This window comes from Pannus brasiliensis CCIBt3594 (assembly GCF_036688125.1).
GTDB classification, from domain to species: Bacteria; Cyanobacteriota; Cyanobacteriia; order Cyanobacteriales; family Microcystaceae; genus Pannus; species Pannus brasiliensis.
Genome location: NZ_JBAFSM010000018.1, coordinates 71557 through 90966 on the forward strand (window position 1 = coordinate 71557; position 19410 = coordinate 90966).

The window sequence follows — 19410 nt, forward strand, 5'->3', positions numbered from 1 at the left end:
AAATAATTCCTCATACCCGATCGAAAGCCGTCCGTTACGCGTCTATTCCCTAGAAGAAATTAGCTCTCCGCGAACCTACCCGATATTACAGCCGGCAAGGTACGATCTCCCCGATTTTCGGCAGGATACAGCGGGCGATCGGGGCGGGTACCGCGGATTTTCGAGAAACACTGTCCCCCGACGGGGCGCGTCCGTATTTTCCGGGTCGGGATTTATTGAACCTCCGTAATATCCCGCGGTTTCTCCCGTTCGTCCGGGACTTTTTTTTCGCGGTCGTCCGTAGTATACCGTAGTTTTCCCGCCGCTCGCGTCGCCCGATCGAGAGCCGGGGTCGGCAGAATTCACGACGCTTTCCGTTCTAGGAGCGATCGAGATCCAGAAGCCCGGCCGGAGGATCGATCTCGACGCGTTTTCGAGCGAGATCGACCACGGGAACGATCGCCTTGACGAAGGGAATTAACGCTTTCGATCGCCCTTCCCCCGTCCTTTCCTCCCCGTCGAGTAGCCTCACCTCTAAAACGTCGTTTCCCGCCGAGAAAATATCGGTGATCACCCCCACTTTTTCCCCGGTTAGATGATGGTAAACCTCCAGATTCACGAGATCGCTAACGTGATATTCATCGCCGGCCAATCGGGGGCGATCGTTTTTGTCCGCGAATAAGGTATAGCCCCGTAACGCTTCGGCCGACGTTCGATCGTCCACCCCGGACAACCGGACGATATAAATACTCTTCCCCGGTATATACCGTCCATTCAGTAGTTGAATCTCCCGGATCTCTCCCCCGTTCGGCGCCTGTAAACCCCGTTTCCCCGCTTTCTCGAATCTTTCGGGAAAGTCCGAGGACGACTGAATTCTTACCTCCCCTCGCAATCCCTGCGGGGCGACGATCGTACCGATTTCTACCCAATCTTCTCTCATTATTCTCGCGTGATTCGCTATTATTCACTTATTATAGAACAGGAGCTAGGAGCGCGATCGCTCGAACAAGATGAATCCGCTCTAGCGCTCTTTTTTTCTGGCGCTCCCGCGGGAAAAAATTGACGGTAAAAACGAAGAGCGGTTCACGCTTCCGAATTTCTCCAGGCGCGTTCGGTCCGAAGCCCCCGCGGACGATCGATCCCCTCACCCCGCGAGCGTCGTACCCGTTGAGAAGACCTCGTAACGCGATTGATTTTTGAGAGTGTAAAAACTTCAAAAACTAGAATATTACAAGATAAATAGGTTTTTTATGAAATTTTTAGGTCTAATGATTTTGATTCTTCTTCCCGCCTCCTGACTCCTGACTCCTGCCTCCCTAACCACACGACAATTTTTCAATTCCGCGCGGATGTCTATGATCGTTTGGCAAGCCGATTTCTATCATCTCTCCCGACCCTCCGCCGACGGGGAAACCCCCTGGCGGTTGACCGTTTGCGATCCGGAGGGGATTCTCCTCCACGAGAGTCAATGCCCGCGAGCGGTAGCCGGCGCGGATTGGTTGACCGAACAACTCCGATCGATCGAACCCCCTCCCGATATCGTCCGCGTTTTCCGGCCGCAGTGCGCCGGTTTATTCCGGATCGCGGCCGAACGGCTCGGTTGGCGCGTGGAATTCACCCGTCACGTTCGCGCCTTAAAACGCCTCCTACAAGCGCGGGAAATCCCGATCGCCCTCGATCGACCCCCACCGCTCTCGATCCCCGAAAATCTCCTCGGCCGGGAATGGCGGTTCGCGAGAATTCCCGCGGGCGATCTGATCGAGTTCTGGAGCGATCGACCCCTACCGATCCGCTCGATTCCCGAAGAATTTCACCCGTTAACGCTAGGGCTGGCCTCGACCGTTCCTATCCCCGGCATCGTCATCGACGGGGGTAGGAAATCGATGGATCTCGCGCTCTGGATCGAGGAACAGGTTCCCGTGTCGATCGAGCATATCCCCACCGAGGCGGATCGATCGGGCGGTTTGGTTTTAGAATCCGGATTGGTCGATCGCTGGATTCTCGCCACCTACGAGGACGAGGAAGTGGCCCGCGCGGCGCGTCTATACGGGGAAAGATTACACGACAGTCGGGGGGTACATTTCCTACTGATCGAGCCGGACGATTCCGGGAGAACCTTCACCGGTTTCTGGTTACTGCGGCAGGAAGAAAAGACCTAAACCGGTTCCGAACAGGCAGAGAAGGCCCGCCAATCCCGCGAGGGGATTATTATGAAATCCTTTCAGCCACGGGGAACCGAGATCGCTATAGCCCATCAGTCCCGCGCTATCGAGCAGGGCTAACCCCCACACCCAACCCGCGTGCAGTCCCCAGGCTAATCCTAAACTCCCGCCATCGATCGCTCGCGACAGTACCAACACCATACCCATCAACCACAGTCCGGGTAATTGGGGGACGGTTTCCCGACGTTCCCAGAGGAGATGGACGAGGGCGAATACCGAACTGGAGAGGATCGCGGCGATCGCCGAACCGGAATCTTTTTCTAACCAATCGAGAAAGAGACCGCGGAAGATCGTCTCTTCGGTGACTCCCACCCATACCGCCAACAGCAGGATCGGTAGGGATAGAGATAGGGCTTTCCCGAGGTTTTCCGGTTTCCAGATCACCCATCCGAACGCCGATTCGATCGAGAACACGATCGCCAATCCGAGCGCGGCCAGGAAAAACCCGATCGCCCCGGAGAGAAATAGCGGCCACCCCCACGCTAACCCGTGTTCCGCGAGGGAGGTTTTTTCTAGGGCTAACGTTCCCCAAAGGAGCGGGGGGGCGATCGCGTAAAGGGAGGCGACGAGGGGGAGTTTTTGCGTCGCGGTAACGGGGGCGAGAAATTTCCAGTCCAGCCGACGGGCGAGGGGCAAGGCGATCGGTATCCAGCAAATCAGCCAGAATAGCAGAAACAGGAGAATTTTCAGGAGGGCGGGAGCGTCAGTGAGCCGGAGACTATTCATAGGGCGGGACTCGGGAGGCAGGAGGTAGGAGGTTTTCAGGGCGCGAGTGTTCCGGTATCTGTCCCGAATTAACCGCGAGCGTCGATCCGCGTTCGGCTTTTCCAAAGAATCGGCGATCGATCTCCCAGAACTCGCGCCCGGAACGCTGGCGGTTGATAGCCGACAGCTTTTTTCGCCATCAACGAACCTAACAGCAAAAATATCGGTAATATCCGTTGAAAACTAGGATACCACCGATAAATCTAACACTAGGTCGTTGTAACGAAGGATGGGAAGTGCTAAGGCTCTAACTCTCTATTGATGGGAGGGGTCGCCACGGGTTAGAATTAGGGGTAAGAATCAATCGTAATCTATAGTCGGACTGGTCAAAACTAGCTCTTTTGACAGCCGATTTTTTTTGTTCCTACTCCTAACCCGACATTACGCGACCTCTTCCGACGCGCCCTCGACCTGTTTGAGATGGATATGCTTGTAGCCGAGCTTGATTTCAAATTCATCTCCCGGCTTGAGGTTCATCTGCTCGGTATAGGTGGAGCCGATGACGATCTGACCGTTTTTATGAACGCTGACGCGGAAAGTCGGTTCCCGGCCGCGTCCATCTTTCGTGCCTTCGGGATCGAGGGGAACCCCTTTAGCGGCGAGAACGGCATCGTAGAAGTCCGTCAAATTCACGCGAACTTGACCGTCTTTGCTTTGCGAGTAGTAGCCACAGCGTTTCGCCGTTTCACGACGGGGCAAGTGGGATAACTCTTTGACTTTTTGAAGAAGGGCTTTCCCGGTTAGGGGAGTAGGAGAGATATCACTCATGGCTTGTAAATGTTCTGGGAATTGTAGCAAAGGTGAATACACATTGCTATCTCCAATTGATCATATCAAAAATCTTCTCGAAAATGTCAAACCCTAAATAATAAATTTCTTAAAAAGCCTCGATCGGAGTTCACGATCGTGCTAAGAAGTCTAGAAACGGCGGGCGCGGTGTCTCCCGCGGCGGGGGGGGAAAAATCATCGCGAGTCCGGGGGCATGGTAAGTCGAGTTACGCGGGAAACACGGTGGAAAAATCGGGAAGATATTGCCGCGAACCCTTATCGGAAAAGGCTCCGAGAGATTATACCTGTGGTCGTACCCCCGTATTCCCGACGCGAGAGTTTCGGTAAAATTGTCCCTATCCGCGTCTCGTGTCCGTCGCGCCGTACTCTCGATCGCTTCTCGGGTCGCCCCGGCAACGAACGAGGTCAACCGGCGCGAAAATCTTAAGGATAAATCCCCGCGGCGCTCGCCGATCGACACGGTAACATGGATTATCCTGAGAGTAGAAGCCAATCATCACGCGCGCGGTATGGAAGTTTCCTTCAAAATTCTCCGTCAACAACCGGACGGCTCCCCCCACATCGAGACTTTCGCTCTGGATGTCGAGGCGGGAAACACGATTTTAGATTGCCTCAATCGTATCAAGTGGGAGCTAGATGGAACCCTAGCCTTTCGCAAGAACTGCCGGAATACCATTTGTGGTAGCTGTGCCATGAAAATTAACGGGCGATCGGCGTTAGCTTGTAAGGAAAACGTCGCGGGCGAGCTAACTCGTTTCGGATGCCAAGGTAAAGGGGAAATCGCGGAGATCACGATCGCCCCCCTCGCGAATCTCCCCGTTATTCGCGATTTAATCGTGGAAATGAAGCCGTTTTGGGACGATCTCGAACGCGTGGAACCCTATATTAGTACCGCCTCCCGATCGATCCCGGAACGGGAATTTTTGCAAGCCCCCGAAGAGAGAGAGCGACTCAACCGGACGGGCAACTGTATCATGTGCGGCGCCTGTTACTCGGAATGCAACGCCAAGGAGGTGAACCCGGATTTCGTCGGCCCCCACGCCCTCGCCAAAGCCCGGCGAACCCTCGCCGATTCCCGCGACGGCGACACCGACCACCGGTTACAGATGTATAACGACGGAACCTCGGGGGTCTGGGGATGCACGCGCTGTTACTTCTGTAACGCGGTCTGTCCGATGGAGGTCGCCCCGATGGATCGCATCGGCGAGATCAAACGGGAAATTCTCGCCCGCGATGACGTACCGAACAGTATCCAGATCCGTCACCGGCGAACCCTGATCGAACTGGTGAAAGAGGGGGGATGGGTCGATGAACGGAAATTCGGCCTCTACGTGGTGGGGAATTATTTCCGCGATCTCCGCGGGCTTTTCAGTATCGCCCCGCTCGGCTTGCGGATGATGGTTCGGGGCAAATTCCCCACCTCGTTCGAGCCGTCGGAGGGAACCGCGGAGGTCAGAAGTTTGATCGAGGCGGTACAGAATTCCCCCTCCCGATAGATTTCGTAATAGCTATCTCTCTCCCTGTAGTCGTATCTATAGCTAGTAATATAGGATGACTCTGGAGAAAATCCCGATGAGAGCTAGACCGAATATCCGACGTTTTTCCGCTGGCGAAACCGGTACGGTCAGGCAAAAGGGCGATCGTCGAAGCTCTCGATCGAGAAAACCGTGACAAGACCCCGGAATCCCGATCGGGATGGTTGCACGATCGCCCTGTATTTCGATAAACGGGGGCGATCGCCCGGCGCGTTTGCCAGGAAATCGCGTGAAAGACCGTTCCCGTCAATCGAAGAGCGATCGAGTCCGTATCCGAAACTGTTGACCGCGATTACAATGAGAGTAGATCTCATACCGCGGACGCATGACAGATTTTTTCATCAGTTATAACGGACGGGATAAACAGTGGGCGGAGTGGATCGCCTGGATTCTCGAAGAGGCGAGTTATTCCGTCGTTATCCAAGCTTGGGACTTCCGGCCCGGTAGTAACTTCGTTCTGGAAATGCAGAAAGCGACGGTACAGGCGAAACAGACGATCGCCGTCCTCTCCGATAATTATCTCGATGCCCTCTACACCCAGCCGGAATGGGCGGCGGCCTTCGTTCAAGATCCGACGGGGGAAAACAGAACCCTGATCCCTATTCGCGTCGCGGAATGTAAGCCTAAAGGACTTTTACAATCGATCGTCTATACCGATCTGGTTAACCTGACCGACGCGGAAATCGCTAGGACAACGATTTTAAACGCTTTACAGGAAAGAGCGAAACCCGTTCGATCGCCCGCGTTCCCCGGCAGTCCGCGATCGCGCGTTATTTCCGAACCGAAAACGTTTCCCGGTCAAACCCCTCACAATATTCCCCCTAGTACCGCCCATCAGTTCGTGGATAGGGAAGAACCGCGGGAAACCTTACACCAACTGCTTCAGGCACACGATATCGTCGCGATCGTTGACAAGACGGGTAAAGGAGGGGTCGGTAAAACGGAATTGGCAGTACAGTATTCGCGGGAACACCTGTCGGATTATCCAGGGGGCTGTTGCTGGCTGTACCCGGATCGAACGAATTTATTGACGCAATTGATCGAGTTCGCCTACCTTCATTTTCCGAATTTTCAGATCCCCGATTTTTTATCTACCGACGAGGGAAAGATCGCTTACTGTTGGCGTAATTGGCTATCTGGGAGAAAGTTATTAGTTTTTGACAATGTGACGGATTTACAGGCTATCAGAGCTTATTTACCACCTTCGGGTTCTGATTTTAAGGTTATCCTCACTACCCGTCGTAATGACTTACCCTTCCGTCCTCTCTACCTTGGCGGTTTACCGGAAAACGCCTCTCAAGACCTGCTCGTAAAATTATTAGGGGAAGAGGAAAGTCGAGATAAATTAGAATTGGTGAATCAACTTTGCGAGTTTGTCGGTCACGTTCCCTTGGGAATATACCAGATCGCCGCGCTACGTCAACCCTCCGGGAGATGAATACCATGACAACGGTTAATGTAAAACTGGTCAAAACTTTAGCGGAAATTATCCGTTCTCTTTCAGAAGAGGAGAGAAATTTATTAGACAGTGAACTCGCCCATCAAACGGGCTGGGACAAAATCAAAGATAGAGTTTTCGCTAGAGGAAAAGCGATAAAACAACGACGATTAGAAGATCTATCCATTCCTTCGATTGAAGATATTATCTATCAGATGCGAGAGGATAGCGACCGGGAATTATTACAGGCTTGTGGATTTGACTGGATCGACTAAAAAATCTTTTTTCGTAGGTTGGGTTGAACGAAGTGAAACCCAACAAAGTGAAACCCAACAATCATAGGTTTGTGTCAGGTTTCGTAACCTCAACCCGACCTACAATTTTACTAGGGAATGGCAAATGTTAGAGGAAATTCTAGCGAAACTTAAAGAAGAACAAGCCAATAACGCGGAGGCGGGAACGGAAGCCGCTCTCGAATTGAATTGGGATTCTCTCGATATTTCCTATCAACAGTTGGCGGCTCTGATTAGTTTATTCGCCCTCGCGCCGATTCCTCTTTCTCTTTTAGAATCGGCTGTCGAAGCTAGTCATTTAGAAATCGATGTGGTGGCGGGTTGTAAAGCACTCGTGGAACGATACCTACTGCAATCGGTGGGAAAAGATAGCTATCAACTCCATGAACGGGTAAGAGACTCGTTGCGGGATAAATTAGAAGGATTGGAAAATTCCGAAGAATTAAAGTGCGGTTTCTGCCGAGCGATAGCGACCGTCGCTCGACAAATTCCCGAATCTCTTACCCAAGAGGATATAACATCTTTCTCGCCCGCTATCCCTCATCTTACGGAAGTAGCGACAGAACAGCAACAATGGCTAACCGATGAAAATCTAGTCTATCCATTTGTTGGATTGGGAAGATTTTATAAAGAGCAGGGGGCATACTCCCAAGCACAACCTTGGTGGGAACAATGCGTCACTATCGCTAGAAATCGTTTAGGTTCTCATCATGTGGATGTAGCTACTAGCCTACATAATTTAGCCGAACTATACCGCGATCAAGGAAATTATGAACTAGCAAAACTGCGATATCAAGAGGCTTTAGCCTTGAGAAAAGAACTCTTAGGCGATCGTCATGCCGATGTGGCAAAAAGTTTGAATAATCTAGCTTTAGTTTACCGTTCTCAAGGAGAGTATAAGCTGGCCGAAACCTTGCTTCAAGAGGCTTTAGAAATAAGAAAAGAACTTTTGGGTGACCGTCATACCGATGTGGCTATCAGCCTAAACGATCTAGCCCTAGTCTACTTTTCTCAGGGTCGGTATGAATTAGCCGAACCCCTATTACAAGAAGCCTTAACCTTGAGAAAAGAACTCTTGGGCGATCGTCATCTCGATGTGACTGAAAGTTTGATGACCCTAGGCTATCTCTACAAAAATGGTCAAGGACGACATGAATTAGCCGAACCCCTCTATCAAGAAGCCTTAGCTCTGAGAAAAGAACTCTTGGGCGATCGCCATCCCAAAGTAGCTCTCAGTTTGAACAATCTAGCGGCAATTTATAACGCTCAGGGACGGCATGAATTAGCCGAACCCCTCTATCAAGAAGCCTTAACCTTGAGAAAGGAACTCTTAGGCGATCGCCATCCCGAAGTAGCTCTCAGTTTGAACAATCTAGCGGCAATTTACAAAGATCAGGGACGGTATGAATTAGCCGAACCCCTCTATCAAGAAGCCTTAGCCTTGAGAAAGGAACTCTTGGGCGATCGCCATCCCGATGTGGCTACCAGCTTGCAGAATCTAGCGGCAATTTACAAAGTTCAGGGACGGTATGAATTAGCCGAAACCTTCTATCAAGAAGCCTTAGCCATGAGGAAAGAACTCTTGGGCGATCGTCATCCCCAAGTGGCGCGTACTTTGAATTATTTAGCCGAACTATACCTGCGTCAAGGAAGGAATGAACTCGCCGAACCCTTGTTACAAGAGGCTCTAGCGATCGCAGAAGAAGGCTTCAGAGCCGATCATCCACTTAATGCTAAAATTCGCAAGAATCTAAAGTCGATCGAGCGTTCATCTCCTGAATAAATCTAAAAAACGGCGAAATCCGTGATTTTGCGCCGATCGGGGGATTGGTAGGCGAGGATTTTCCCGATTAACCGGCTAACTTTAGGCTAACATATCGATTCAAACTAACTTTTTCTTCCGCCGCTCGAATCGCTAATTGACGATGCAGTTCCGGGGGGATACGAACTTGAAAATTGCCGCTAAACAATCTTTCCGAAAAGGGTTCCGGGACGGTTTCCCCGGCACTTTCCATCTCCGCGACCACTCCCTTAACCAGATCGATAATCCCTTGTAACGCGGCCACGGGAGTTTCATCTAGATGGGAAAGGCTAGGAAATTCCGCGCATAATCCCACGTACTCCCGATCCTCTTCCGACCAGATCACCCGATACGCGTAATGTTCGTGATTAGCCATCATCTTCCTCGTTCCATTCGTTAAGTTGAAAGATCGCCGCTAGAACCTGTCGAACTTGATAAACTTTCGCCATGCCATTTTTCCCCGGTTGAATGTTAACCCGCGGATCTCCCGGCCAGGGCGTTTTATAGATGTGGTGAGATCCATCCTGTCTAGAATCACCGAAAAAATGATTGCAAACCCTCTGCAAATCGGCAAAGCGGATATTCTGCGGATTTGCCGCCATTCTCGCGACAAGAGCCTTAATTTTTGTCATTCAACCGCTAGGACAAAACCTAGTCTAGTATCAATATCGATACTAGATCGATCGCCTTTTGATGTCAACCTTCCCCGAACGCGTACCCCGCGAAACGCCTATTGTCCCGTGGTATTCGGATCGGGAGTAGAAACCGGAGACTCGATCGAGGTCGGATCGGGCATTGTCTGGATCGCGGGAGGCTGGAGGATGTCGCGCCAGGATTGGATCTGCTGTCGGGCCGAACTGTAGGCCGCGCTGTCGCGGGGAATGCGCCGGGCGATCGAGATCGCCTCGTTGTAGCGTCCCATATTCGCCTGATCCGAGGCTAACGTCAACAGTTGATAACTCCACCGATCGATCGACTCGCTCTTTCTCGCGCCCGCGTCGGTAGTGTCCGGAATCCCTCTCGTCAACTCGATCGCCCGGCCGAACCCGTCCACCGTTTCCGTCGCCGCCAATCGGAACGCCTGTTGTAGCGCCGAATTCGCGTTCACCTCGCCCCGCCAACGTCGGATATATTGCCCGGCCTCGTCGGCGAGAACCCGGCCCGATCGAATTTGAGACGCGGTATCGATCGCCGCCTGGTAATCCTTCATACTCGCCAGAGAGACCGCCCGATCGAGAATCGGCTGATCCTCGATCCGCTCGACGCGGGATTGCCAGCCGCGGATATCGGTACTCGCTTCCTTGTGGAGCGCGCGATCCGGGCCGATCTGCCGCGCCCGTTCGATCGCCGCCCGTAACGAGGAAGCGTCTCCCGGTACAGCCAACTCTCGCGCCTGCTCCAGAATCGGTCGATCCTCGATCACCTGAATCTGACTCGTCCACTCGCCGATATCGCGTCGGGCTTCCCGTCCGCGGGGATTATCGGCGGGAACGAGGTTCGCTTTAGCGATCGCCGCGCTCAACGCCTCGATCGTTCCGGGTTCGGCCAGATTTCTCGCTTCCGTGAGCGTCTTCAGGTCGGTAATCTCCAGCGTCCAGCGATCGATCATCGATCGGGCCGTCGCGTGGAGGGGACGGGAGGCATCGATCTGCCCCGCGCTCATAATTGCCGACTCGATGCTCTCTACAGTTCCCGCTTCCGCGTCGAGCGCGGCGTTAGCCAACAGCGACCAATCGGTAACTTCCTCCTTGATCGCCAGATCTTTGGGAACTCGTTCGGCGATATCCTGTAATTCTTTCCAATCGCGCCGATCGATCAGATTCGCCGCGTATTTTTGCAGGGTTTCCTCGATCTCGCCGATCAGTTTCCGCGCGCCCTGATAGGCGTAACTTTCCGGGCGGATCTTCCGAACCGCCTCCAATGCCGCCAGCCAATTCTTGGCCCCGCCGCGATCGAAAGTAGCGGTCGCCGCGTCCAGTTGGGCGCTTTCCTCGCGGGCCAGGGAGATCTTACCGATCGCCTCGTTATACTTAACCGTCGCCCAATAATCGTTCTTTAAATTCAATAAATCTACCGCTAGACGGAAGGCCTGATTCCAACTCGCCGCGCGCAGGTGTTCCTCTAACTGTCCGATGATTTGATTTCCCTTCGTCCAGGTTTCTTGCCACTTGGCGATTCTCTCCTCGATCAGTTTCGCGACCTCGGCGTTTCGCGGGATCTGACGGGCCGTGGCGATCGCCCGCTCCAGATTCCCCGTTTGATAGTCCTTTTCGGCGAGATTTAAAATATCCCGCGCCCATTCTTCCATTTTCTCGTCGGCTTGCGGGCGGAGGGGATGATCTTCCGGGAGAGCGGACACGAGAGCGATCGCCCGGAGTAATCCCTCCACGGTGCGGCTATCCGCGTCCAGTTGAGCGCAGTACAGTCGGAGGGAAGCCGAGGCGATCGGCCAGAAAATCTTCGGACAATTGGGCGATTTCGAGAGGTTCAGCAACTGCCAGGTCGCGACGAAGCCGACCCCTCCGAACGTCACCACGAACAGGGCCGCCCAAACTTTCCACGTTAGGCGTTCCTGATACTTGTACCACAGCGAGGAGAGAGAAACGCCCGATTTCCGACCCATTCCATCGATCGAGCGGGTCAAGGTCGTGACCGAATTTTCTGTAATCTCTTTTCCTTTAGACATTCCCCTACTCCCCACCCAAGTGGTTAATGACACCCAATATAACGCGATAACGACGATCCGCGCCCTATCGAACGTGTCAGCCGGATTCCGCTCGCAGAGACTCGACCAATTCGATTAATTGAGCCTCGGTAGCATTATACACTTCCCCGCAAAAATGACAGGTAGCCTCCGCCTGTTTATCTTTCTCGATCATGTCGAGCAGTTCATCGACTCCCAACAGTTTCAGCGCGCCGAGAACTCGATCGTGAGAGCAGTGGCAATCGAACCGCACCATTTGCACCGCGGGCAGAATTTCCAATCCCATATCCCCGAGTAATTCCTGAAAAATGTCCTCTAGGGTCTTGCCCGCCTGTAATAAAGGCGTGAATCCCGTCAATTTGTCCACCCTCGACTCTAAACGAGCCACCAGCAATTCATCGCGGGCCGCTTTCGGCATGACTTGCAGGAGAATTCCCCCGGCCGCGCTCACCCCGGTGATCGATCCCACGAAAACCCCGACTAACAAAGCCGAGGGAGTCTGTTCGGAAGTGACGAGATAATGGGTCACATCGTCGCCGATTTCCCCGGATACTAACTCGACGGTACTGGAAAACGGTTCCCCGTACCCCTCGTCGCGCAATACGGAAAGATGCCCGTTTTCGCCGATCGCCCGGCCCACGTCTAATTTCCCGTTCGGTTTGGGGGGAAGTTCTACCGAGGGATTGCTCACGTACCCCCGCACCGTCCCGTCGAGTCCCGCGTCTACCAATAGTCCCCCCAGGGGGCCGTCTCCCCGGACGCGCAAGTTCACCCGCGATCCCGGTTTTTTCATACTCGAAGCCAGCAGTAACGCCGAAGCCATCGATCGGCCCAGCGCGGCCGTGGCCACGTTAGATAGTTTATGTCGCCGTCTCGCTTCTTCCGTTAAACGGGTGGAGACGACTCCCACGGCCCGGATGCCACCATCGGCGGCGGTCGCTCGAATTAACCGATCTGCCATACTTATCCCTATAATCCTCGCGCTAGTAACGATCTCGGTAAGTCGCGCGAATCAACCCCGCGCGCTCATCTTTACAGTTTTTAGCCATTCCTTACCTAAGTTAACAAAATTTCGCCCGCGCTAGGGCATCGGACACGGGAGCCGGGGCCGGGACTCGATCGAGGGGAAAATGCTAAGATTTATCCGTTCGAGAGAAATTCGATCGGGCGTATCCTAGTCCTCATTCAAATCACGGCAATGTTTGGCGATTTCCAACAAAGTCAACTGCGGATCGAGATCGACGCGAAGGAAGAAGCGATTCGCGAGAGCTTGCTTACTACCTCCCAACTGCGTCAATGGCTCTGGCCGCAAACCCTATCCGGCGACCTCCCGGAAAAGTTACACGAGGGGTTAACTTTCACCACTTGGTCCGGGATGATCCCGATCGAACATCGCGTGGTTTTAGCGAGCGAGAATTGTTTACGTTTGTTATTGAGTCAGGGTATCGACGGTTATCACGAGTGGTACTGGGGCGACGGTTGGGTTCAATCCCGTTTGGAAGGGATTTCCCTGTTACCTTTGAATTTGGGACAGACTTTGAGTTTATTGCGGTTACGTCTGTTTCTCGCGACCCACAAGGAGAAAAAAGATAGCGAGGTTCGGTGAGGGGGAAGATGAATCCAGAAGTCACTCGATCGATCGCCCTAGAGGTGCAACTTTTCCAAAGCGTCGAACCGATAATTTGTTTCGCGAAGCTAGGTTGCGGAGGTTATGTACAAAGATAGATGCGAGTATTGCGACGGAACAGTTCAACCCCGAACCGTCAAACGCGAAGCATTTAAACATAGAGATGGATTCGTGATTCTAGAAGACGTGACGATCGGGGTTTGTGAGAACTGCGGGAATCGATATTATTCGGCCGATATTCTTCACGAGGTTCACGCGATCGCGACCGGAACGAAAGCGCCCGATCGAACCGAACCGATCCCCGTCTCTCACCTAGAATCCTCTTGATTTTTCTTTTAATCCGGTATCCAGAATTCCAGTGCTTTAAAAGAACTGAAATCGCGATAATTAATCGTCCATACCGGACATCGAAAGCGGAAAGCCGTAGCGATTACCGTCGCGTCTTCTAAACTACCTTGCCAGCGAGGTAATTTACGGATAAATTCTTGTAATTCTAATAATTCCTGCCTACTAATCGCGATCGCTACAAACTCTTCTAATAAAATATCGAGCGCGTCGCGGGCTACACCAACCGTAGTTTTTTGTAACAGCCACTTATAAACCTCGAAAATAATGGGAGTCGGGGTTATAATTTTTGTTTTAGCCTGTTGTAACTGCTGGAATCCTTTGACGACTTGAGCGTGATCGGGATCTTTAGCGGCGAAAAAAGCGATAATCGGCCCCGCGTCTACAACGATTTCTTTTAAGGGATGGGTTGTGTTCAAGAATTCACTCGATCGCTGGTTTCTTCCGATACGATACCGGAAAGCTCTAACAATTTCGAGAGGTCTTTTCTAACGACTTTAATTTCTAAAATATCCTGTACTAGAGTAGATAAGTTCTCTCCCGGATGTTCTTGGAGATAATCGTCTACTAATCGAGCGAGATCATCGGAGAGTTGTATCGTTCGTTCTTGCATAGTAATCGCGCTCTAGGCTATTTTCCCCACGATTCTATCAAAAAAAAAGAATCGGGCGAGGAAACCCCGCCCTTATCGTGAATGGTTTAGGATAAATCCTTCACCTGTGATACCAATTGCGCGACTACATCCTGAGCGCTTCCGAACAGCATGAACGTCTTCGGATTGTAGAATAACTCGTTCTCCACGCCCGCGAAACCCGATCGCATACTGCGTTTAATCACGATCGTGTGTTGCGCCTTATCCACGTCCAGAATCGGCATCCCGTAGATCGGACTGGCTTTATCGTGACGCGCGGCGGGATTTACCACGTCATTCGCCCCGATAATCAGCGCCACATCGACGCGCTCGAATTCCGGGTTAATATCGTCCATATCGTACAACTGCGGGTAGGGAACGTTCGCTTCCGCCAGTAACACGTTCATGTGTCCCGGCATCCGTCCCGCGACCGGGTGAATCGCGTATTTCACTTCCACCCCGTTTTTCTCCAGATATTCGGCGAGTTCGCGAACCGCGTGTTGCGCTTGCGCGACCGCCATCCCGTAACCCGGTACGATAACCACGGAACGTGCGTACCCGAGCATCATCGCGCCCTCTTCCGTATCGATCGCGTGAACGGTCTTATCGGTAATTCCCGCGCTCGCTTCTCCAGTCGAGCCGCCCGTTCCGAAAGCACTGAAGAGAACGCTACTAAGAGAACGGTTCATCGCCTTACACATGATCTGCGTCAGGATAATCCCCGAAGCGCCCACCAACGCGCCCGCGATGATCAGCATATTATTCATCAGGATAAAGCCGACCACGCTGGCGGCGATCCCCGAAAACGAGTTTAACAGCGAGATAACCACCGGCATATCGCCCCCACCGATCGGTAGGACGAATAACGCGCCGAAAATCAACGAGAGAACGACGAGGGTGAGGAAAACGTCGATCGAACCAGGATCGAAGAGCAGATAGACGCTACCGCCGATAAACGTGGCGAGTAGCAGGAAGTTGATCGGTTGTTGGAAAGGGAAAGTTACGGGCGCGCCGGTCACGAGTTCCTGTAACTTAGCGAAAGCGAGAACGCTACCCGTAAAGGTAACGCCACCGATTAAAACCCCTAAAATCGCGATTAAAATCGAATCGAAGGGGATTTTTTGCCCGCTTTCCAATAATCTCCAGTATTCGCCGACGGCGATCGCCGCACTGGCCGCGCCGCCCAAACCGTTAAACATCCCCACCATCTGCGGCATCGCCGTCATGGGGACTTTTTGGGCGGAGATCACGCCGATAATCGAACCGATCGCTAGAGCGACGGCGATTAACCCGTAGCTGAGGATTTCCTGATTGACTAACGTGGCGACAATAGCGATGAGCATTCCCACCGCCGCGATAGCGTTCCCCTGGCGCGCCGTGGCGGGAGAGGATAGCTGTTTTAAACCGATAATGAAAAGAACCGCGGCGATCAGGTAGGATAACTCGATTCCCGTATCGAGGGCGTTATTCATAATTTAGCCTCCTTCTTTTTAAACATTTGGAGCATTCGATCGGTGACGACAAAACCGCCCACCACGTTAACCATCGCCAGAATCACGGCGATTAAGCCCAGAATCACGGTTAATTCGTGCCAATCCGTTCCCCCGGCGATCAATAGCGCGCCCACTACCGCGATCCCGGAAATCGCGTTCGCGCCGGACATCAGGGGAGTGTGTAGGGTGGGCGGTACTTTATTGATCACCTCGAATCCGACGAAGGAGGCGAGGACGAAAACGACTAAGCCTGTTAAAAGTTCGGTAGTCATAGGTTATTGTTGGACATTCGTTACAGATGAGGGGATGGGGGGATAGAGAGATGGGGAGATGAGGGAGATGAGGGGGATGGGGAGATGGGGAAGAGAAATTTATATAGAAGATTTATCCTCCTGCCTCCTGCCTCCTGCCTCCTGCCTCCTGCCTCCTGACTCCTGACTCCTGACTCCTGACTCCTGCCTCCTAAACGGAGACGACGAGGGAATCTTTTACCCGTTGATTGCGGATCTCGCCGGCGTGGGTACAGCAGGCGCTATCGAGGATGTCATCGCCGAAATCGAGATTTAGCGAGCCTTCTTTGGTTACGAGGAGATTAAGAAGGGTTTGCAGGTTTTTGGCGTACATCTGGCTGGCGTTGGTGGCTACCGTGGCGGGTAAATTGGTCGCGCCGACGATCGTGACCCCGTTTTGGATCACGTTGCGTCCCGCCGAGGTGTAGGCGCAATTTCCGCCCTGATCCGCCGCTAGATCGACGATTACCGACCCCGGTTTCATGCTCGCGATCATTTCTTCCGTCACCAAACGCGGCGCTTGTTTGCCGGGAACCCGCGCGGTGGTAATTACCACGTCGGCTTTTTTGATCGGTTCGGCGAGGGTCTGCCAGATGCGTTCCTGGGTATTCGAGGAAACCTGTTTGGCGTAACCGTTATCGCCGACGGTATCTTCCTCGATCGCCATCTCGATAAATTTCGCGCCGACACTCTGCACTTCTTCCTTCACCTGGGGACGGATATCGAAGGCTTCCACCACCGCGCCCAACCGTCTGGCGGTCGCGCAGGCTTGCAATCCCGCCACCCCCGCGCCGAGAACGAGGACTTTCGCCGGGGCGATCGTGCCGGCCGCCGTGGTCATCATCGGGAACATTTTCGGCAGGTGAACCGCGGCGAGTAATACCGCTTTATAGCCCGCGAGGTTGGCTTGAGAAGAAAGCGCGTCCATACTCTGGGCGCGGCTACTCCGGGGGATTAATTCCATACTGAAGGCGGTAATCTGGCGATCGGCCAGTTTTTTAACCCGGTAGGGATCGTTGAGGGGATCGAGGAAACCGATCAGGATGGTTCCGCTTTTGAGGCGATCGATCTCTTCCTCGTTCGGGGGGGCGACTTTCAGTAGAATATCGATGGATTGGTAGAGGTGATAGGGGTCGTCGATCACGGTCGCGCCGACGGCACGATAGGCGGCATCGGGAAAGTTCGCCCCCGATCCCGCGCCGGTCTCGACGAGAATTTCAAATCCCGCCTTGACCAAACGGGCTACAGTATCGGGAACTAACGCGACTCGCGCCTCGCCGAGTTCACTTTCTTTGGCAATGCCGACTCTCATGGGTGATTTTCTCCTGCTATGTCCTTCTTGTGGCTACGGTGGAAGAATTACGAGCGATCGAAACTTCGTATATCGCGAGCGCTCCCTCTCGATAACTCAGAGAAGAATGGCCTTTCATTTCCATCCTAGCTATCCTCCCGGTTATCGCTCTTTTCAGTGACAAATCTTAGGATTCTCTTCAGGATCAAGGGTTTTGAGCAATTTTACTCACGGCGAAATCTTCCACAAACCCTGACATTCTTATTAAGACGAGATCATCTATTAACGACGCGTACACTTTAAAAATTGTTACTTTTTAACGAATAAAAAATGTAAATATTTCTCGCGATTGTCGATCTCGGGATGTGGGGAATCGCGCCGGTTTCGAGATTGTCAGGCCGCGTTCCCCTCGCTACAAGCTCTCGATCTCGGTTAAGGTAGGGATAACCCCTCGATCGATCCGCCGATTTCCCCGATGCCCGTATCCACCCCCGACACTTCCACCCATCTCGCGGAAGGTTTCCACGCCCTTTCCGACCCCCTACGGCTAAAAATCCTCGATTTACTGCGCGATCGGGAACTCTGCGTCTGTGACCTGCGCGATCGCCTCGATATCGCCCAATCTAAACTCTCTTTTCACCTAAAAACCCTAAAAGAAGCTAATTTAGTCCGAAGTCGCCAAGAGGGACGCTGGATCTACTACAGCCTCAATCTAAAGCAGTTTCTCCTCCTCGAAGAATACCTATCCGAATTCCGCCGTTTCGCCTCCCTCGTCCCCGCTCCCCCCTGTTCGGAACTCGATTAATCTATCAAAATTTTTAGAAATAATATAGATTTCCGAGAGAGCGATCGATCTCGACAAGAGGGCATTCCTCGTCTAAAAATGCCTTTTTATAACGGTTTTAGAATATTCCCTCGGAAAGATCGGGTCGATCGCCCTCTCTTGACATATCAACTTTTTTTGAAATAATGAAAAACGGGAGGGCTAGTTTCCCCGCGTCCCCTCTCGCTCGATCGACGATGACCACTCGCATCAATCCCGATGCCGTTAAAGCCGGCGGTAGGCTCAATATTTTTGAAAAATACCTCACGATTTGGGTTGTCCTGTGCATTCTGGCGGGAATCGCCCTCGGTCGCCTGTTCCCCGGCGTTGCCAGCGCGCTAGACGCGATGAGTGTCTATAACGTCTCCCTCCCGATCGCCATCTGTCTCTTCTTCATGATGTACCCCATCATGGTCAAGATCGACTTTTCGCGGGCGTTACAGGCCGCGCGGACCCCGAAACCCGTCCTCCTCACCCTGGTCGTCAATTGGCTGATCAAACCCTTCACGATGGTGGCGATCGCTCAATTCTTCCTCGGATGGCTATTCCTACCGTGGTTGAGTCAAACCGAGGTAATTCGCGGGCAAACCGTCACACTCGCCGATTCCTACATCGCCGGGACGATTTTACTGGGAATCGCGCCCTGTACGGCGATGGTATTGATGTGGGGCTATCTTTCCTACAGCAATCAGGGACACACGCTCGTGATGGTGGCGGTTAACTCTCTCGCGATGCTCTTTCTCTACGCGCCGCTAGGAAAATGGTTACTCGCCGCGAGTAATCTCGTCGTCCCCTGGCAGACGATCGTTCTTTCCGTGTTAATCTACGTCGGTTTACCCCTCGCCGCGGGAATCTATAGCCGTTACTGGATTTTGAAACATAAAGGTCGAGAATGGTTTGAACGGCGTTTTCTCCAGTATTTAAGCCCCGTGGCCGTTAGCGCGCTATTAATCACCTTGATCCTCCTCTTCGCGTTTAAAGGCGATCTGATCGTCCGTCATCCCCTCCATATCCTCCTGATCGCCATCCCGCTCTTTATCCAAACGAACCTGATCTTCCTCATCAGTTACGTGGCCGCGCTGAAACTCAACTTAACCTACGAGGATGCCGCGCCGGCCGCGCTGATCGGGGCGAGTAATCATTTCGAGGTAGCGATCGCCACCGCGGTCATGTTATTCGGTTTGAACTCCGGCGCCGCTCTAGCCACGGTCGTCGGCGTACTGATCGAGGTTCCCGTGATGTTAATGCTAGTCGAATTCTGCAAGAAAACCGCCTTCTGGTTCCCCCGAGATCCCCGAAAAGCCACCCTTCTCGATCCCCGTTGCCAGTAGGAGGCAGGAGGCAGGAGGCAGGAGTCAGGAGTCAGGAGTCAGGAGTCAGGAGG

General features: G+C 53.0%; 23 protein-coding genes. 9 read left to right on the forward strand and 14 right to left on the reverse strand.

What is annotated here, in order from left to right:
• Window positions 1-358: 358 nt before the first annotated feature.
• Window positions 359-919, reverse strand: coding sequence for a ribosome maturation factor RimM (gene rimM / locus V0288_RS11230; RefSeq protein ID WP_332865184.1), 561 nt, complete (start codon window positions 917-919; stop codon window positions 359-361).
• 415 nt (window positions 920-1334) lie between these two features.
• On the opposite strand from rimM, the gene V0288_RS11235 reads away from it, so the two are divergent.
• A complete protein-coding gene (locus V0288_RS11235) occupies window positions 1335-2138 on the forward strand; it encodes a Tab2 family RNA-binding protein (protein WP_422661961.1) in 804 nt (267 codons plus the stop codon).
• On the opposite strand, the gene V0288_RS11240 is transcribed toward V0288_RS11235, so the two are convergent.
• The 3 genes from V0288_RS11240 to V0288_RS11250 form a co-directional block, all read right to left on the reverse strand.
• Window positions 2112-2927: a CPBP family intramembrane glutamic endopeptidase gene (locus tag V0288_RS11240; RefSeq protein ID WP_332865186.1), complete on the reverse strand. Its 816-nt coding sequence runs from the start codon at window positions 2925-2927 to the stop codon at window positions 2112-2114. The genes V0288_RS11235 and V0288_RS11240 overlap by 27 nt on opposite strands.
• A gap of 68 nt (window positions 2928-2995) precedes the next feature.
• The gene (locus V0288_RS11245; protein ID WP_332865187.1) at window positions 2996-3124 is read right to left on the reverse strand and encodes a hypothetical protein; all 129 of its coding nucleotides are present in this window, start codon (window positions 3122-3124) and stop codon (window positions 2996-2998) included.
• Between the two features lie 223 nt (window positions 3125-3347).
• Window positions 3348-3734 carry an AbrB family transcriptional regulator gene (locus V0288_RS11250; RefSeq protein WP_332865207.1) on the reverse strand — a complete coding sequence of 129 codons (387 nt, stop codon included), beginning with the start codon at window positions 3732-3734 and terminating at the stop codon, window positions 3348-3350.
• A gap of 530 nt (window positions 3735-4264) precedes the next feature.
• On the opposite strand from V0288_RS11250, the gene V0288_RS11255 reads away from it, so the two are divergent.
• On the forward strand, window positions 4265-5251 hold the full coding sequence (locus V0288_RS11255) for a succinate dehydrogenase/fumarate reductase iron-sulfur subunit (protein WP_332865208.1): 987 nt from the start codon (window positions 4265-4267) through the stop codon (window positions 5249-5251).
• Between the two features lie 128 nt (window positions 5252-5379).
• On the opposite strand, the gene V0288_RS11260 is transcribed toward V0288_RS11255, so the two are convergent.
• Entirely contained in the window at window positions 5380-5604 is a 225-nt protein-coding gene (locus V0288_RS11260; RefSeq protein WP_332865188.1) for a hypothetical protein, read from the reverse strand.
• A gap of 11 nt (window positions 5605-5615) precedes the next feature.
• Here V0288_RS11260 and V0288_RS11265 point away from each other — a divergent pair, with 11 nt between their 5' ends.
• The 3 genes from V0288_RS11265 to V0288_RS11275 all read left to right on the forward strand — a co-directional run bounded on the left by V0288_RS11265 (window position 5616) and on the right by V0288_RS11275 (window position 8804).
• A complete protein-coding gene (locus V0288_RS11265) occupies window positions 5616-6728 on the forward strand; it encodes a tetratricopeptide repeat protein (RefSeq protein ID WP_332865189.1) in 1113 nt (370 codons plus the stop codon).
• Window positions 6729-6733: 5 nt separating this feature from the next.
• A complete protein-coding gene (locus V0288_RS11270; RefSeq protein ID WP_332865190.1) occupies window positions 6734-7003 on the forward strand; it encodes a hypothetical protein in 270 nt (89 codons plus the stop codon).
• A 124-nt stretch (window positions 7004-7127) separates the two neighbouring features.
• Window positions 7128-8804, forward strand: a complete 1677-nt coding sequence (locus V0288_RS11275; RefSeq protein WP_332865191.1) for a tetratricopeptide repeat protein — start codon at window positions 7128-7130, stop codon at window positions 8802-8804.
• Window positions 8805-8871: 67 nt separating this feature from the next.
• On the opposite strand, the gene V0288_RS11280 is transcribed toward V0288_RS11275, so the two are convergent.
• From V0288_RS11280 to hslO, 4 genes are all read right to left on the reverse strand, one after another.
• Window positions 8872-9201: a type II toxin-antitoxin system HicB family antitoxin gene (locus V0288_RS11280; RefSeq protein WP_332865192.1), complete on the reverse strand. Its 330-nt coding sequence runs from the start codon at window positions 9199-9201 to the stop codon at window positions 8872-8874.
• Entirely contained in the window at window positions 9191-9454 is a 264-nt protein-coding gene (locus V0288_RS11285) for a toxin HicA (protein WP_332865193.1), read from the reverse strand. The genes V0288_RS11280 and V0288_RS11285 overlap by 11 nt, the downstream gene beginning before the upstream one ends.
• Before the next feature lie 98 nt (window positions 9455-9552).
• Complete coding sequence (locus V0288_RS11290; RefSeq protein ID WP_332865194.1) at window positions 9553-11508, reverse strand: chromosome segregation ATPase; 1956 nt, start codon at window positions 11506-11508, stop codon at window positions 9553-9555.
• A gap of 76 nt (window positions 11509-11584) precedes the next feature.
• Window positions 11585-12487: an Hsp33 family molecular chaperone HslO gene (gene hslO, locus V0288_RS11295; RefSeq protein WP_332865195.1), complete on the reverse strand. Its 903-nt coding sequence runs from the start codon at window positions 12485-12487 to the stop codon at window positions 11585-11587.
• A gap of 237 nt (window positions 12488-12724) precedes the next feature.
• Between hslO and V0288_RS11300 the strand changes: the two genes are divergently transcribed.
• Both V0288_RS11300 and V0288_RS11305 read left to right on the forward strand, forming a co-directional pair.
• Complete coding sequence (locus V0288_RS11300) at window positions 12725-13132, forward strand: hypothetical protein (protein ID WP_332865196.1); 408 nt, start codon at window positions 12725-12727, stop codon at window positions 13130-13132.
• A gap of 105 nt (window positions 13133-13237) precedes the next feature.
• The gene (locus tag V0288_RS11305) at window positions 13238-13480 is read left to right on the forward strand and encodes a YgiT-type zinc finger protein (RefSeq protein WP_332865197.1); all 243 of its coding nucleotides are present in this window, start codon (window positions 13238-13240) and stop codon (window positions 13478-13480) included.
• 8 nt (window positions 13481-13488) lie between these two features.
• Here V0288_RS11305 and V0288_RS11310 read toward each other — a convergent pair whose 3' ends face one another.
• The 5 genes from V0288_RS11310 to V0288_RS11330 all read right to left on the reverse strand — a co-directional run bounded on the left by V0288_RS11310 (window position 13489) and on the right by V0288_RS11330 (window position 17224).
• Complete coding sequence (locus tag V0288_RS11310) at window positions 13489-13917, reverse strand: type II toxin-antitoxin system VapC family toxin (RefSeq protein ID WP_332865198.1); 429 nt, start codon at window positions 13915-13917, stop codon at window positions 13489-13491.
• Window positions 13914-14111, reverse strand: a complete 198-nt coding sequence (locus V0288_RS11315) for a hypothetical protein (protein ID WP_332865199.1) — start codon at window positions 14109-14111, stop codon at window positions 13914-13916. The genes V0288_RS11310 and V0288_RS11315 overlap by 4 nt, the downstream gene beginning before the upstream one ends.
• Before the next feature lie 86 nt (window positions 14112-14197).
• A complete protein-coding gene (locus V0288_RS11320; RefSeq protein ID WP_332865200.1) occupies window positions 14198-15601 on the reverse strand; it encodes an NAD(P)(+) transhydrogenase (Re/Si-specific) subunit beta in 1404 nt (467 codons plus the stop codon).
• Window positions 15598-15894 (reverse strand): NAD(P) transhydrogenase subunit alpha part 2, encoded by a 297-nt coding sequence (locus V0288_RS11325; RefSeq protein WP_332865201.1) that lies wholly within the window; start codon window positions 15892-15894, stop codon window positions 15598-15600. The genes V0288_RS11320 and V0288_RS11325 overlap by 4 nt, the downstream gene beginning before the upstream one ends.
• A gap of 190 nt (window positions 15895-16084) precedes the next feature.
• Window positions 16085-17224 (reverse strand): Re/Si-specific NAD(P)(+) transhydrogenase subunit alpha, encoded by a 1140-nt coding sequence (locus tag V0288_RS11330; RefSeq protein ID WP_332865202.1) that lies wholly within the window; start codon window positions 17222-17224, stop codon window positions 16085-16087.
• Between the two features lie 454 nt (window positions 17225-17678).
• Here V0288_RS11330 and V0288_RS11335 point away from each other — a divergent pair, with 454 nt between their 5' ends.
• The gene (locus tag V0288_RS11335) at window positions 17679-18008 is read left to right on the forward strand and encodes an ArsR/SmtB family transcription factor (RefSeq protein WP_332865203.1); all 330 of its coding nucleotides are present in this window, start codon (window positions 17679-17681) and stop codon (window positions 18006-18008) included.
• 215 nt (window positions 18009-18223) lie between these two features.
• Window positions 18224-19357, forward strand: coding sequence for an ACR3 family arsenite efflux transporter (arsB, locus tag V0288_RS11340; protein ID WP_332865204.1), 1134 nt, complete (start codon window positions 18224-18226; stop codon window positions 19355-19357).
• Window positions 19358-19410: the final 53 nt, after the last annotated feature.